The organism is Vibrio sp. Isolate22 (assembly GCF_022398115.1).
GTDB lineage: Bacteria > Pseudomonadota > Gammaproteobacteria > Enterobacterales > Vibrionaceae > Vibrio.
Map to the genome: position 1 here is coordinate 1 of NZ_JAKEUW010000085.1, position 15,297 is coordinate 15,297.

General features: G+C 45.3%; 9 protein-coding genes and 1 pseudogene. 5 read left to right on the plus strand and 5 right to left on the minus strand.

Features of this window, described 5'->3' with window-relative positions:
* On the plus strand, window positions 1-241 hold a 241-nt coding region (locus tag L1D55_RS25410), incomplete at its 5' end, for a transposase (RefSeq protein ID WP_239919316.1).
* Window positions 242-604: 363 nt separating this feature from the next.
* Here the strand turns inward: L1D55_RS25410 and malT are convergent.
* Window positions 605-3,313: an HTH-type transcriptional regulator MalT gene (malT, locus tag L1D55_RS25415; RefSeq protein ID WP_128165078.1), complete on the minus strand. Its 2,709-nt coding sequence runs from the start codon at window positions 3,311-3,313 to the stop codon at window positions 605-607.
* A gap of 567 nt (window positions 3,314-3,880) precedes the next feature.
* Here malT and L1D55_RS25420 point away from each other — a divergent pair.
* From L1D55_RS25420 to glgB, 3 genes are all read left to right on the plus strand, one after another.
* On the plus strand, window positions 3,881-6,334 hold the full coding sequence (locus L1D55_RS25420) for a glycogen/starch/alpha-glucan phosphorylase (protein ID WP_239919317.1): 2,454 nt from the start codon (window positions 3,881-3,883) through the stop codon (window positions 6,332-6,334).
* Window positions 6,335-6,509: 175 nt separating this feature from the next.
* On the plus strand, window positions 6,510-8,690 hold the full coding sequence (gene malQ / locus L1D55_RS25425; protein WP_239919318.1) for a 4-alpha-glucanotransferase: 2,181 nt from the start codon (window positions 6,510-6,512) through the stop codon (window positions 8,688-8,690).
* A 176-nt stretch (window positions 8,691-8,866) separates the two neighbouring features.
* Window positions 8,867-11,050: a 1,4-alpha-glucan branching protein GlgB gene (gene glgB / locus L1D55_RS25430; RefSeq protein WP_239919319.1), complete on the plus strand. Its 2,184-nt coding sequence runs from the start codon at window positions 8,867-8,869 to the stop codon at window positions 11,048-11,050.
* A gap of 79 nt (window positions 11,051-11,129) precedes the next feature.
* On the opposite strand, the gene L1D55_RS25435 is transcribed toward glgB, so the two are convergent.
* The 4 genes from L1D55_RS25435 to L1D55_RS25450 all read right to left on the minus strand — a co-directional run bounded on the left by L1D55_RS25435 (window position 11,130) and on the right by L1D55_RS25450 (window position 14,901).
* On the minus strand, window positions 11,130-11,600 hold the full coding sequence (locus tag L1D55_RS25435) for a TetR/AcrR family transcriptional regulator (protein WP_239919320.1): 471 nt from the start codon (window positions 11,598-11,600) through the stop codon (window positions 11,130-11,132).
* A 215-nt stretch (window positions 11,601-11,815) separates the two neighbouring features.
* Entirely contained in the window at window positions 11,816-12,655 is an 840-nt protein-coding gene (locus tag L1D55_RS25440) for an energy-coupling factor transporter transmembrane component T (RefSeq protein ID WP_239919321.1), read from the minus strand.
* Window positions 12,652-14,346 carry an ABC transporter ATP-binding protein gene (locus L1D55_RS25445; RefSeq protein WP_239919322.1) on the minus strand — a complete coding sequence of 565 codons (1,695 nt, stop codon included), beginning with the start codon at window positions 14,344-14,346 and terminating at the stop codon, window positions 12,652-12,654. Before L1D55_RS25445 ends, L1D55_RS25440 begins: the two co-directional genes overlap by 4 nt.
* 6 nt (window positions 14,347-14,352) lie before the next feature.
* Complete coding sequence (locus L1D55_RS25450) at window positions 14,353-14,901, minus strand: ECF-type riboflavin transporter substrate-binding protein (protein WP_004737739.1); 549 nt, start codon at window positions 14,899-14,901, stop codon at window positions 14,353-14,355.
* A gap of 253 nt (window positions 14,902-15,154) precedes the next feature.
* Here L1D55_RS25450 and L1D55_RS27745 point away from each other — a divergent pair.
* Window positions 15,155-15,297: pseudogene (locus tag L1D55_RS27745) on the plus strand (helix-turn-helix domain-containing protein); the annotation flags it as partial.

The following is a 15,297-nucleotide window of genomic DNA, read 5'->3' on the forward strand; positions in this document are numbered from 1 at the left end:
AATAGCTTTAAAACTCTTTAGTAAATTTCCATATTTAAGGAGAAACAAACTCTGGGGAATAGCTTTAAAACTCTTTAGTAAATTTCCATATTTAAGGAGAAACAAACTCTGGGGTAACCACTTTTGGCAAAGGGGCTATTTTGTCGATAGCGTAGGGGTTAATGAAGAAATCATTCGACGCTATGTAAGACATCAAGAGAAAAAAGAGCGCGTGGAGCAGCAGCAACTGGCGTTGGACTAAACAAAGGCCCCCTTTTAGGGGGCTCACACAAAGCCACCTTCTTTAGAAGGTGGTAATTTACTTTTAGTTCCCGCTAATCCGCGATGAACCTTATAAAATGCCTAATTAAAGTTGGCACGCTAACTGCATAGTAGTAAGTGACCCTTCTTAAGCCGAGGGTCACCTAGCCAACTGACGTTGTTAGTGAACCTATGATTTGTTCACAAATATATAGAGCCAATCGCGATTATTGCGGTTGGCTATTTTTTTGCCTGTCGTTTGGCTATTTCTAGTTCTTTATCGGTTTTACTCCATTCTTCAAACGAAAAAAAAGCCAGTCACCATCGGTGACCAGCTTATGTTTTTCTCGAATTTCGAATCCGTTTAGTAACCCATCAACTGCAACAAATTCTCTGCTGTGCTTATCGCTTCTTTACGGTTAGCGATGTTGAGCTTCTGATAAAGATTTCGAATGTGAGTCTTGATCGTTGTCCCTGCCACATCCAGCTCTTGAGCGATTTGCTCGTTACTGAACCCAGAGTAGATCAAGCCTAGTACTTGCCATTCACGTTGAGTGAGAGGGCTGGTGCGGACAAGCTCAGGAATGTTCGGGTGGTTAACCAAGTTTTCAACAAAGTCTTCATCAAAGTGAACAGAGCGGCTGCGCTGCGTGGTCGAGATATCCTTCATGATTTGTTGTGCTCGGTGACGTTCTAAATCACCCAAGCCAGGTTTGTTGCTCAACTTATCTAGGATATGCCCGATAGTGCCACCATCGACCAAGAAGTTACCGACCATGCCTGTTTGGTTGGTCATGTGTAGGGCTTCTTCAAGCAATACACGTGCGCTATCTTCATCATTGATTTGTGTACGCAGCACCGCCTCAACAATCAAGTTACGGTTGGTGTCAGTGACCAAGTGTGAACGCTGTGCTTCGCTTTTCAAGAACGCTAACGCCTCTTCAGCTTCTTCATATTGCTCAAGGATGATATGAGCACGCACGATGTTACGCCACTGAAGCTGACAGAAGTGGTTGCTGGCAGATTCAGGTCTTACCGCAACGCTTAACCAGTCACGGATAGCATCTTTATCGCCTTTCACTTGCCAGAACAAGATCAGAGATAATGAAGCATTCGCCGTCCAATCAACGTGGTAGGTTGATTGACGCAGTAAGTGTTGGATCTGGTCGATAAACTTCGATGCTTTGTCGATCTCACCGCGGCTCAGAGAAATACGAGCCAACATTGAGTAACTATGAAGGTGTTTACTTGGAGAGTGGTGACCAAGGATATCTAAGCCCTTGTAGCAACACTCTTCTGCTTCATCTAAACGGTTCCAGCACCAGAAGATCTGAGCTCGTACGCGTAGCAAGAATTCATGCAGAGGTACATATTGCAGTTGGTGCTCTTCAATCAATTTGAACGCGCTGTCTTGCAATTCAAATGCAGCTTGAACGTAGCCTTGAGCAATCAAGATTTCACTCTGCTGCAGAATTGCCCACAGTGCTTGATGGTAAACCTGATACTGACGAGCCAGCTTCTCAGTTTGCTGCATCATTGGTAGCGCACGGCTTAGGTTACCCATTACGTGATTCACTTCGCCAACAACCGAGGTTGCCACAATGCGGCTGCGGTAAACCGTGGTATTAAGCTGGCTTAGAGAAAGCTCTGCGAGTTCGAGCGCTTTTTCAGGTTCATTACTGTTGATAGCAACTTGTGCGCGTAGTGCGTTGTATTGGCCTTGCTGTTGAGTATCGAGTTCAATGTTTCTTGCTTGATACTGAGTTTCTGCCTCTTCTAACAAGGTACCCACTTGATCATAACGATGCTGACTTTGCGCCAACCATGCACGTAGCATCGACAGTTTTGGTTCGCTGTAGAGCTGATCGGTCGTGAGCTGCTTGATTGCCATCTCTAGTGAAGACAGTTCACCTTGGTTGAACATTTGCCAACCGTGTTCGCTGAGTATCTGAACAATCAAATCAGGATCATCGGCTCGCTGTGCGTGACGTAGTGCTTGATGCGGTGTCTTCTGTTTGATCCACGCTTTTGCCGCACTGCGGTGCAATTCTGCTTCTTGTTGTGGAATGCGAGCTTGGCGTTCATGAGCAAGGAACTCACCAAACAGATTATGGAAGCGATACCAGTTCTTTTCTCCCTCAAGAGGGTAGATGAATAGGCCAAATCGGTTAAGAGATTCGATCATTCCAAGCGCATCTTCGCGTTGAGTAAGTGCGCACACCAATTCATCATTAAAGTGGTCAAGTACAGAGCATTGCATCAAGAACTGGCGGGTTTCTTTGTCTAGCAAGTCGAAGACTTCTTCAACCAGGTAATCCCATAAATGAGCATGGTTGAAGTGAGAGAACGACTCAGCAGACTGTGCCAGCGTGCGCTTTTGGTGCTGTGCTTGAAGGGCGATAAGTTGCAGTGCAGAAGGCCAACCTTCTACATAACTACAAATACTATCGGCGGTTGTATCATCAATGCCATCCGCAACGCGTTGATTAAAGAAGCGTGTTGTCTCTTCGGTATCGAATGCCAAAGAGTCATTGCCTAGTTCGATCATTAAGTCACGAACACGAAGGTTTGCTGTACCCAGTGGCGGTGTGCCGCGGCTGGTCACAACAAGCGTGAGGTTGTCGGGCATGTGCTTTAGGAAAAAGCGCATGGCTTCGTGGATGTCGTCATTGTTAACCAGGTGATAGTCATCCAATACAAGGAAACATTCCTGATGGAACTCAGACATCTCAGCGAAAACTTCACTTAATAGAGAGTGTAGCGATGAAAATTGTCTTTTCTCTGCCAGTTTTTGCGCATTAGGGCAGGCGTTTTGCGTCGCTTTATTGAGTGATTGAAGTAGGTAGTTGATAAAACGGAAGGCATCGTTGTCACTGTCATCGATGCTATACCAACCCACGTTGGGTTTATCTACCAACCACTGGGCAGCCATGGTGGTCTTGCCGTATCCAGCTGGAGAGCGGAACAGTACGAGTTTATAGCAATCTGCATTTTGAAGCAGATCGAGAACCCTAGGACGCAGAATTGCATTGTGTAAGCGGCCGGGACGAGTCAGTTTCGAAGGGATCCACATGTCGAAGTTTTACACCTATTCCGTGGCTATGGTCTGGAATCTATCAAGCACGCATTGAGTGCAGTCCAATGACACTAGCCTAATTACTTAAGTCTTTACTCATATTACGTGAAGCAAAACGACACCGACTATGATCCTCCGCAGAAACCTTGCACTCCTGCATGTTTTTGAGTCCCTACGCCCTTTATTTGTGACTTTTCTCACAAATTGTGGTGGTTCAATAATGTGACTTTGTTTCTATTTGCACTGTATTTAATGCAAAAGATGATACTCGGAAAATATTTTCGTGATCTGAAACTCAGATTTGACAATGACTCTAATTAGGTCAAATAAAAATCACATCAATCGAAGTTAAGTTATCGAACGGGAGCTTGTGATCTTAGTCACTCCAAGTTTTTGTTCGAAGTCAGAACATGAGAGTCAGATCACTAACCCTATGTCGGTACGCCCCCTACGCCCTCCCATCTACTCCTAGTTTGGCGCGTTAGCGGGAGGATGTTTAGTTTCTGGTGACCATGCACGATATGTCACAGATGAATTAGAACTATTAAAAGCGAGATTTCTGAAATGAAACCAACTCAGCAAAAAACTTTCGATAAAGTGTCGTTCCAAGAAAGCGTTAAGAAACATCTATCTGCAACCTACGCAACTACAATAGAAAACGCAGATAGCCGCGCATGGTACCTAGCGATGGGTCGCGCGCTAGCCGAACTTACAACATTTGACCTGTTAGAAACTGAAAATGACGAGAAAATCAAAAATGCGAAGAGCGTGAACTACCTTTCGCTAGAATTCTTGATTGGTCGTCTAACAGGTAACAACCTAATCAGCATGGGTCTGTACGAGCAGATCACGCATGCTATGGAAGAGTTAGGTCAAAACCTGACTGACCTTCTAGAAGAAGAACGTGACCCATCACTAGGTAATGGTGGTCTTGGTCGTCTAGCGGCTTGTTTCATGGATTCTTGTGCCGCTCAAGAATACCCAACGGTAGGCTACGGTCTTCACTACGAATACGGCCTATTCAAGCAATCTTTCCAAGACGGTCGTCAACAAGAAGCACCAGACGCATGGCGTGGTGTTGAAGGTTACCCATGGGAAGTAGCTCGTCCAGAACTTGCGCAACACATTGGTTTTTACGGTCATGTTGAAGTTGAATACATTGACGGTAAAGAAGTGCGTACTTGGGTTCCAGGTATGGAAGTAAAAGCAATGCCTTGGGATCTGCCAATCGTAGGTTACGAGTCGAATACGGTTTACCCACTGCGTCTTTGGGAATGTCAGGCTATCGCACCATTCTCACTAGCAAGCTTCAACAACGGTGATTACTTCGAAGCACAACACGCGCTAATCGATGCGGGTAACATTACTAAGGTTCTATACCCGAACGACAACCACGAAAAAGGTAAAACGCTTCGTCTAATGCAGCAGTACTTCCACTCTGCAGCGTCTGTTCGCGATATCCTACGTCGCCACGAAGCAGCAGGTTTTGCTCTAGCTGATCTTCCTAAGCAAGAGACTATCCAGCTTAACGATACGCACCCAACAATCGCGATTCCGGAACTAATGCGCATCCTAATCGATGAGAAAGGCCTAGACTGGGATACTGCATGGGACATCAGTGCAAACACGTTCGCTTACACGAACCACACACTACTTCCTGAAGCACTTGAGACTTGGTCTGAGTCGCTAATCCAGCGTCTACTTCCTCGTCACATGGAAATCATTTTTGAAATCAACCACCGCTTCCTACAAGAAGTTCGCAAGATGTGGCCTGGTGACGGTGAGAAGCAAGCTAAGCTTTCTATCATCCAAGAAGGTTTCCACCGTATGGTTCGCATGGCAAACCTATGTGTAATCGGCTCTTACAAAGTAAACGGTGTAGCAGCACTTCACTCTCAGTTGGTTAAGAAAGACCTGTTCCCAGAGTTCAACGAAATCTTCCCTGGCAAATTGACTAACGTAACAAACGGTATCACGCCGCGTCGTTGGTTGAAGTTCTGTAACCCTGGTCTATCTAAGCTTATCACTGACAAGATTGGCACAGAGTGGCCAGCAAAACTTGAGCAGCTAGAAGGTATTGCTAAGTACGCGACAGACGCGAAATTCCAAAAAGAATTCATAGCGGTTAAGAAAGAAAACAAACAGCGCCTTGCTGATTGGGTTCAAGAGAACATGGGTATCGAGCTAGACACTAACGCTATCTTCGACGTTCAAATCAAGCGTTTACACGAATACAAGCGTCAGCACCTAGACTTGCTACACATTCTATCTCTGTACCACCGTATTCTTAACGAGCCTGGTTTTGAGTGTGAGCCACGCGTTTGTTTCTTCGCAGCGAAAGCAGCACCGGGTTACCACCTAGCGAAAGAAATCATCTTCGCGGTTAACAAGATTGCAGAGAAGATCAACAACGATCCTCGTATTGGCAACAAGCTTAAAGTGGTATTCATCCCTGACTACCGTGTAAGCATGGCGGAAATCATCATCCCAGCAGCTGACGTTTCTCAACAAATCTCGCTAGCGGGTAAAGAAGCATCAGGTACGGGTAACATGAAGATGGCTCTAAACGGCGCTCTGACTATCGGTACGATGGATGGTGCGAACGTTGAAATCCGTGAAGAAGTGGGTGACGAGAACATCTACATCTTCGGTCTAGACGTTGATGGCGTACAAGCACTGAAAGCTCAGGGCTACAACCCGTACGACTACTACAACGCAGACCCACTATTGAAAGCGTCACTTGATCTGCTAACGGGTGAAGAGTTCACACCAGGTCAACCAGGCCTTCTGCGTGCAACGTTCGATAGCTTGCTAGATGGCGGTGACCCATACCTATGTCTTGCTGACTTTGCTTCTTACGTGAAAGCGCATGAAGACATGGGCGTGCAATACAAAGACCAAGCGGGTTGGGCTAAGAAAGCGATTCTTAACACAGCACTCGTTGGTAAGTTCACATCGGATCGCTCTATCCGCGATTACGTGAACAACATTTGGAAACTTGAAGCGGTTAACCGTTAATAGTTTCAACGTAGCCAAGGCAGTCTTTGCCTTGGCTCAATTAGCTTGTGAGCAAACAGATGGTTTTTACCGATAGCAATGCTCACAAACTGATTGTCACAAGCTAATTGATTAGTAACAGATTAAATAACAACCCTACAAAATTGAAAGCGTCAGAACGTTTTCGGAGAGAGCGATGAAAGAACAGACCGTATTAAAACAAGTCGCAGAAATGGCAAACATTGCCGACAGTTACGTTAGTGCGTGGGGCGATGAAGCACAGGTATCAGATGAGACAATTACATCTCTACTGGCTTCATTGGGCTACGATACAAGCAGCGATGATGCACTGCTTAAGTCAGCAGAAAGAAAACACAAAAAAGATGTACTAGACCCAGTTCTTGTCTTGCGTGATGGTGAGCCAGTAGAAGTGGCGCTGAATCTAGGTGTGAGCGCTCGTGAGAGTGAGTTCAGCTGGCGTTTAGAGACCGAGCAAGGAGAGGTACTTGAAGGCTATCTTCAATCTCAAGTCGTTCGTGATGAGCGTGCAGAGGGTGGCCCTTTAGTGTTTGCATTGCCAAATGATCTGGCATGGGGTTACCACAAGTTAATTGTGAGTCGTAAGCGCCGTAAAAAGCCTTACGAAATGACGCTAATCATTACGCCAAAAGCGTGCTTTAAGCAGTCGCCAATCGAAGAAGGCAAAAAGCTTTGGGGGCCAAGTGTTCAGCTTTACACGCTAAGAACTCAGCATAACTGGGGTATTGGTGATTTCGGTGACCTGAAACAATTGGTGGCTGATATCGCTTCTCGCGGCGGTGACTTCGTTGGTCTAAACCCGATTCACTCTCTGTTCCCTGCGAACCCTGAAGGTGCGAGCCCATACAGCCCGTCTTCACGTCGTTGGTTGAACATCCTATACATTGATGTGAGCTCAGTACCTGAGTTTGCATTAAGCGCTGAAGCGCAACAAACAGTAGGCAGTGCAGAGTTCCAACAGCGCCTTCAGAAAGCGCGTGATGCACACTGGGTGAACTACACCGAAGTGTCTGAGCTGAAGATGAGCATCTTGCCTCTGCTATTCACAGAATTCAAAACTCGTCACCTAGACAAAAACAGCGATCGTGCACAAGCATTCTTAGCGTTTGTTGAAGAGGGCGGTGATAGCCTGATGCACCAAGCGGCATTTGATGCTCTGCACGGTGAATTGCATGCTGAAGATTCTGGTATGTGGGGATGGCCGGTATTCCCTGAGAAATACCGTACATTCGACAGCCCAGCTACTCAAAAGTACATCAAAGACAACCTAGATAAAGTACATCTTTACATGTACCTACAATGGCTAGCTGACTGCCAAATCAACGATGCTCAGTCATTGGCTGAAGAAAAAGGCATGGCGGTTGGCCTGTACCGAGATCTAGCGGTAGGCGTTGCGGATTCAGGCAGTGAAACTTGGGCTGATGAAGGTAATCTTGTGATGGATGCAAGCATCGGTGCTCCACCAGATATTCTTGGTCCATTAGGTCAAAACTGGGGGCTTCCGCCGCTAAACCCAGAAGTACTTCAAGCGACGGGTTACGATGCTTACATCAAGCTACTTCGTGCAAACATGAAGCACTGTGGTGCGTTGCGTATTGACCACGTACTAGGCCTACTTCGCCTGTGGTGGATTCCAAAAGGTGAAGATGCAACGAAAGGCGCTTACATCTACTACCCAGTTCAAGACATGCTATCTATTCTTGCTCTTGAATCTCATCGTTACCAATGTAGCGTTATCGGTGAAGATTTAGGTACTGTGCCAGATGAGATTGTTGATATCTTGGCTGATGCGGGTGTTCACTCGTACAAGGTGTTCTTCTTCGAAACATCAGAAGAAGATGGTGGTTTCATTTCACCTGCTCATTACGCTGAACAGTCGATGGCGGCACTATGTACACACGACATGCCAACACTACGTGGCTTCTGGCACTGTGATGACCTGAAAATGGGTCAAGAGATTGGCTTGTACCCAGATCAAGAACAGCTGAATGGTTTGTTTGATGATCGTCTTGAGTGTAAGCAAGGTATCCTAGATTCTGTGGCATGGCATGGCTTCTTACCTGAAGGTGTAGGCCGTGACGCGAGCCAAGTACCAATGGACTCTTACTTGGCTGAAGCGCTGCAGTTGCACGTTGCTGCTGGTGGCTCAACATTGCTAAGTGTTCAATTGGAAGATTGGTTGGAAATGGACCAGCCAGTAAACATTCCTGGCACGGTAGATGAGTACCCGAACTGGCGTCGTAAACTATCGATGAACCTGGACGAAATTTTTGCTCATGATGGCGTGAATCGAATTGCATCTAAGCTAACAGAAGTTCGAGAAAAAGCAGGTAAATGATGGGTTTGAGTGGCTTTGAAAATAGGTGGTTTTTTGCTTACGGCGTACGAAACTACAACCTTGGTCACTCAATAATGAATGCTCATCTGGTAGAATAAATCGTCGTTATATTGCCCGCACTAATAGCGGGCATTTTTGTATTATATTTTTTGGATGTTTGGTTAGGGAGAAACGTTTTGGAACTAAGTTCGATTTCAAAGCAAAAACAAATATATACCCAACTATCACAGGCTTGTTTTACTGACCCATTTGCGTTTTTAGGGCCGTACTTACCTTCAGATCAAGGTGCATTACGAGTATGGATCCCAGGGGCAGATAAAGTCGAGTTGATTGTTGGAAAGGAACCTCGTATTGAGTTAGAGCGAGAGGATGAAAGTGGATTCATTCTTAAGCAAAAAAGAGACTTGCGTTTTACTCACTACAAGCTCGCAGTTGATTGGGCGGGAGTAGAGCAGATCATCGATGACCCTTACCAGTATCATGAGCTGTACGCGAGCTATGAAGACCTTCACACACCTAAAGATATGTACCATCACATGGGGGCTCAGTTTGTTACTCTAGAGCGTGATGGTCAGACAATTTCTGGTACTCGCTTCTTGGTTTATGCACCGCATGCAACAGCGGCTAGCTTAGTGGGTAACTTCAATTCGTGGGACGGTCGTCGCCACCCAATGCAACGTTTGGACTACGGTATTTGGGGCTTATTCATTCCAGACTTGGAGGAGGGCGCTCAATATAAGTTCGAATTAAAAGGACCAAATGGTGAAGGCTTACCTCACAAGGCTGATCCATGGGGTTTCTACTCTGAGCAGTACCCTTCGTTCTCTTCTGTGACTTACGATCACGCTCGTTATGAGTGGCAAGATGCGAAATGGCAAAATCGGCCAGTGACAGAGAAGCGTAAAGAAGCACTGTCGTTCTATGAATTACATGCTGGTTCTTGGAAGCGCAATGCTGAAGGTGATTTTCTAAACTACCGTGAGTTAGCGGCAGAGCTGATCCCTTACCTAACCGAGCTTGGTTACACTCATGTCGAGTTGATGCCAGTTTCAGAGCATCCGTTCTATGGTTCATGGGGCTACCAGCCTGTTGGTCTTTTCGCACCAACTAGCCGCTTTGGTTCTCCGGATGATTTCAAATACTTTGTCGACCAATGTCACCAAGCTGGTCTTGGCGTAGTGCTTGACTGGGTTCCAGCACACTTCCCAAGCGATGACCACGGCTTAGCTAACTTCGATGGTACACCATTGTTCCACGATCCGGACCCACGTCGTGGTTGGCATCAGGATTGGAACTCGTACATCTATGACTTAGGTCGCGAACACGTGCGTCGTTTCTTAGTAGCAAACGCGCTGTACTGGTTCGAACAATTCCATATTGATGGTATCCGTGTGGATGCCGTAGCTTCGATGTTGTACCTCGATTATTCACGTAGTCATGATCAATGGATTCCAAATGTTGATGGTGGCAATGAAAACTACGACGCCATCGCGACATTGAAATGGATGAACGAAGAGGTGTACAAGCACTTCCCGAATGCTATGACGATTGCGGAAGAGTCGACGGCTTTCCCTGGTGTTTCTGCACCGACCTTTATGGGTGGCTTAGGCTTTGGCTTTAAGTGGAACATGGGTTGGATGCACGATAGCTTGTCTTACATCCAAGAAGATCCAATTAACCGTAAATATCACCACGATACGATTACTTTCCCGCTGGTTTACGCACACAGTGAGAACTACGTATTGTCACTGTCTCACGATGAGGTGGTATATGGTAAAGGTTCTATCCATAACAAGATGCCGGGTGATGAGTGGCAGCAAACGGCTAACCTACGCGCATACATGGGTTACATGTACGCACAGCCGGGTAAGAAGCTTAACTTCATGGGGGCTGAGTTTGGCCAGACAGCAGAGTGGAACCATGATGACCAACTGCAGTGGTTCTTATTAGACTACGAACGCCACCAAGGTGTTCAAAAGCTAACGAAAGACCTGAACCACCTTTACCGCAATGAAGCTGCGATGCACGATCTTGACTTCGACCCTAAAGGGTTTGAATGGCGTCTTCAGGATTCAGCAGAAGCGAGCATCCTAGCTCATGAGCGTATCAGTGAATCTGGTGAGCGTGTGCTAGTCGTATCGAACTTTACGCCAGTACCACATGAGCATTTCCGCCTAGGTGTTCCGGCACAAGGTAAGTACAGCCTATTACTCAATACTGATGATGCTAAATATAACGGTAGTGGTTATGACGTGAAAGAGGTTGTCGAAATCGAAGCCGTTCAGAGTGAAGGGTTGGATACCTCGATTGAACTTCGCCTACCGCCATTGTCGACTATTTTTTACAAGCTGAACCCGTAATGTAATCGGTAGAATGCACGCGTAGATAACACAAAAAAGGGAACCTTATGGTTCCCTTTTCTATTTGAGAGTATCTCGTTTAGTGCTGCTTGAAGTTCGTAAGGTAGAGCATAGAGCGTCCTACTACGGTTTCAATAATCCTAATGGAGTCAGTTCCAAAGCTCTCAAGCATTTTATCTCGGAATATACCATCAGAGCTGATATTGAACTCTTCAGGGCTTTTAACCTGAGACGCGTGAAAGAACATTAACTTGATCACGTATCGGAATTGCTCGTTATCTAAAGCGTTTTGCCATGATTGAACAAAGGCTTCCTCAGACGAGAAGTCTAAACTCTCAATAATAATCGAAAGCATGTGTTGATGTAATACGGAGCGGATAGCACGAGTCGATGGGTAGTAACCCTGAAGCGTTGTTAAACTAATGCCAATTTCCTGAGCAATCCTTGCATAAGTTAGTGCTTCATGTCCTTCAGCTAGAAAAAGGCTTAGTACGATCTCATCGTAGTGCTTTTGGTTTTCTAGTTTCTGTACTTGGGTAATTCGAGCCATTACAAATCTCTATTGAGTGCAATATTCTGTAAAGATGTATATTAAGAGCTTCTAAACTAGATTTCAAACCAAAGATGTGAGGAAATGGTCAGTTTATCGTCAAAATCCGATGGTTACGGTTTGTTCGGTTAAGTTTTGTTCAAAAGTGGGTGGGTAAAACAAAAACACCGCCCTATTGAGCGGTGTGTCATTTTAACTAGTTGTTTAAATTGATACTAAAATGGATACCAAAACAAAGCTGGTTCAAGGATGCGTTTTACGATAGCCAATATCACGATTAAACTGATGATAAATAAACAAATAAAATCGATACGTTTTAATGGTGCGTAGCTATACCAAGTGCGAGACTTGTGTCTGCCAAAGCCACGTAGTGTCATAGCATTCGATATTTCATCTGCTCTATCTAGGCTTGAGAAAATCAATGGCCCTAACACTTTAGCAACATTTTTAATGCGTACAAGAAGTGGTGCCTTCTTAGAAAGTTCAACACCACGAGCCTGTTGGGCATGCATGATGTTGACGAAATCTTTCTTAACTTCGGGCAAGTAACGTAGCGTTAAGCTGACCGCGTAGGCAATCTTATAAGGGACACCAATGCGGTTAAGGCTAGCCGCAAACTCAGTCGGATGAGTTGTGAATACAAAGATCAGCGCTATCGGAAACATACTCATGTACTTGAGTGTTACGGTCACCAAGTAAAACAATGTCTCTTGGCTCAACGAGTAGTTACCCGGTAATGTTAGCAATAAAGTTTCGCTGCCGATGAGCTCAGTACCTTGCTGTGGGGCCAACAGGTACATGAACAACGCATTTAGGCTCAGCACACTAGCCGTACCTAGCAACAGAGGCTTATAAACCCTAACTGGAACTCTGGTTAGTTTGAGTAGATAAAGCCCCGTTAGGATAAGTAACGTGATTAACCGTAGGTCGAATGTCGTTAATACAACAGTCACCCAAGCTAAGAAAAGAGCAAATTTAGTGATGCCGTTTAATGCATGCAGCGGTGATTTAGTATCAATGTAGTTGATGCCGAATTTTACTTTTAATGCATTCATAGCGAGCTTCTCTCGTAGTCGATGAAGTACTGCATAAATGCATTGGTGTCGTCGATTTTCATCATGGTCGCGAGTTCATAAATACTGGTGGTACAGAGGTTTGCACGCTCTAGAAGCGATGGTTGGCTGAACACCTCAGTCATGTCTGCGTTAGCAATCAGCTTGCTGTCAGCAATGACGATTGAGCGTGTGGTGTACTCTAGAACCAGGTGCATGTCGTGTGAAATGATCACGACGGTAATACCTAACTCGCGGTTAAGCTTTTGGATAAACGCCAGCATTGAGGTGTAGTTACGGTAATCTTGACCAGCAGTTGGTTCATCCAAGATCAGAAGCTCAGGTTCCAATACTAAGATAGAAGCGATCGTGACGCGTTTTTTCTGACCGTAGCTCAGTGCTTCGATTGGCCAGTGACGGAACTTACTCAAGCCACACAGCTCAAGAACGTTCTCAACTTTCTCTTTGATGTCCTGCTCTGCAACCCCGCGATTACGCAGACCGAATGCGACTTCATCAAAAATCATATGATGAGAGATCATATGATTTGGATTCTGCATCACAACGCCAACTTTCTGGCTTCTTTCAAAGATAGAAAGCTCTGACAGGTCTTCACCGTTGAGGTATGAAGAGCCTGAATCTGCGTCAATCACACCCATGATAATCTTGGTGATGGTCGATTTACCGGAGCCATTTTTACCTAAGATTGAAACGAACTCACCTTTGCCAATCTTAAAGCTAACGTCTTCAAGAGCGTTCTTTTCGCCATCGTAGGAGTAAGTCAGACCGTGTACCTCAAGCAAAGGTTGGTACTGTGTCTCGGCAACTGGAGTTGGGCGTTTTGCAAACCAAGTTTGAACTGCAGGACGGAACCTCTTGTAATCGAGAGCTTTGAGGTTTGATAGCTTATCTTCACTGGTCAAAGGTGCTTTCGCTGCCTTCAGAGCAGATAAATAAAGTGGTTCACGAATACCGTGTGTTTCAAGAAGTTCAGAAGCTAAGATTTCATCGGGTGTCATGTCTGCAACAATTTCACCGCGCTCCATCAAGATCACTCGGTCGATATCGCGGTGTAGAACATCCTCAAGGCGATGCTCGATGATTACGATAGTCTTGTTGGTTTCTTTATGAAGCTGGTCGATGATTTCGATAGTCGCTTTGCCCGTTTTCGGGTCAAGGCTAGCCAAAGGTTCATCAAACAATAGGATGTCAACGTCATCAACTAAGATGCCCGCTAATGACACGCGTTGTTTTTGGCCGCCGGATAGATCATGTGGCGAGCGATCAAGCATGTCTGCTAAGTCGACCATTTTTGCTGTCGACTTAACCAGAGGGTACATATCAATGTTCGACACTAACTGGTTTTCCAGCGCGAATGCGATGTCTTCGCCAATACTCAAACCGACAAATTGGCTATCAGTATCTTGTAATACTGTGCCAACCTGCTCGGTATAGTCGTGCATAGAAAAATCAGAGATGTTCTTGCCGTTGATCTCTAGAGACCCAGTCACCTCACCTTTGATAGCATGAGGAATCAGACCGTTAAGGCATTGACCTAGGGTAGATTTACCACTACCACTTGGCCCAATAATGACGATTTTCTCTCCTTTCTCTATCCTTAGATTGATATTTTTTAGTGTCGGTTTATCCAGCGACTCATATCTAAAAGAGAAGTTCGAAAATGCTATAGTCATTATCGCTTATGCCTCAGTCAGGTTACGGCTTTGTTTGTTGCGTTTAGCGACTGATTTTAGGATCAGCAAGCCAACAACAGCGATCAGAACGGTGTTACCCGCTGCAATGATAGACAGTTGAGTGAAGACTTTAGTAAACGGTTCTGCATAAAGGATGGTATCTAGGAATGCAGAGCAGCCGTAACCGACCACATTACCGGCAAGGGCAAGTACCACAAACAGCGCGAAGTCTTTCATAGGCAACTCACCTTGCTGAAGGCGGTTTTTGGTCAACATCGGGAATAAACCGATGATCATACCCACAATACCTGAGCCCAATACCCAAGTTAACCATACACCCCAGCCTGCGAATAGGTCTGTTACCCAGTGGCCAATGAAGCCAACTAAGAAACCTACAATTGGACCGAACAAAACAGAAAACAGTGCTAAGACCGCCATTGCTGGTTTTAATGTCGTATTAGCGAACACTGGGACACCAAACATAGGTAAACCACCAATGCCATACAGTGCTGCACCAATGGCAATGACAACCACTGTTTTAGCTGAAAAGTTCATAGGTAACCTCAAATACTGAAAGATAAAAATAACAAAGAACGTATATTCACCATTTCTAATAGGTATCTCATCGAGATCGTTTTTTAGGCAAATATAAAAAATAAGGCGCGCATTATACAGTAGAACCCTTCCATAAGGGAAGGTAAGTGTCTAGATGTCTAAAATTCCATCCAGATACGTTTATATGATGTAAAAAGCCGTGGTTTGTGAACTGACCCCCAATAGTTGGACACCAATTATTGGGGGTCTTTTTATGTCCAAATATAGCCGAGAGCTAAAATGTATCATTGCTAAGCAATACTTAGATGGCACGTCATCTCTCTACTTAGCAAAACAATATTCAATTTCTTCAAGACAGATACGGTATTGGGCTCAAGTCTTTGCCATTCATGGTAC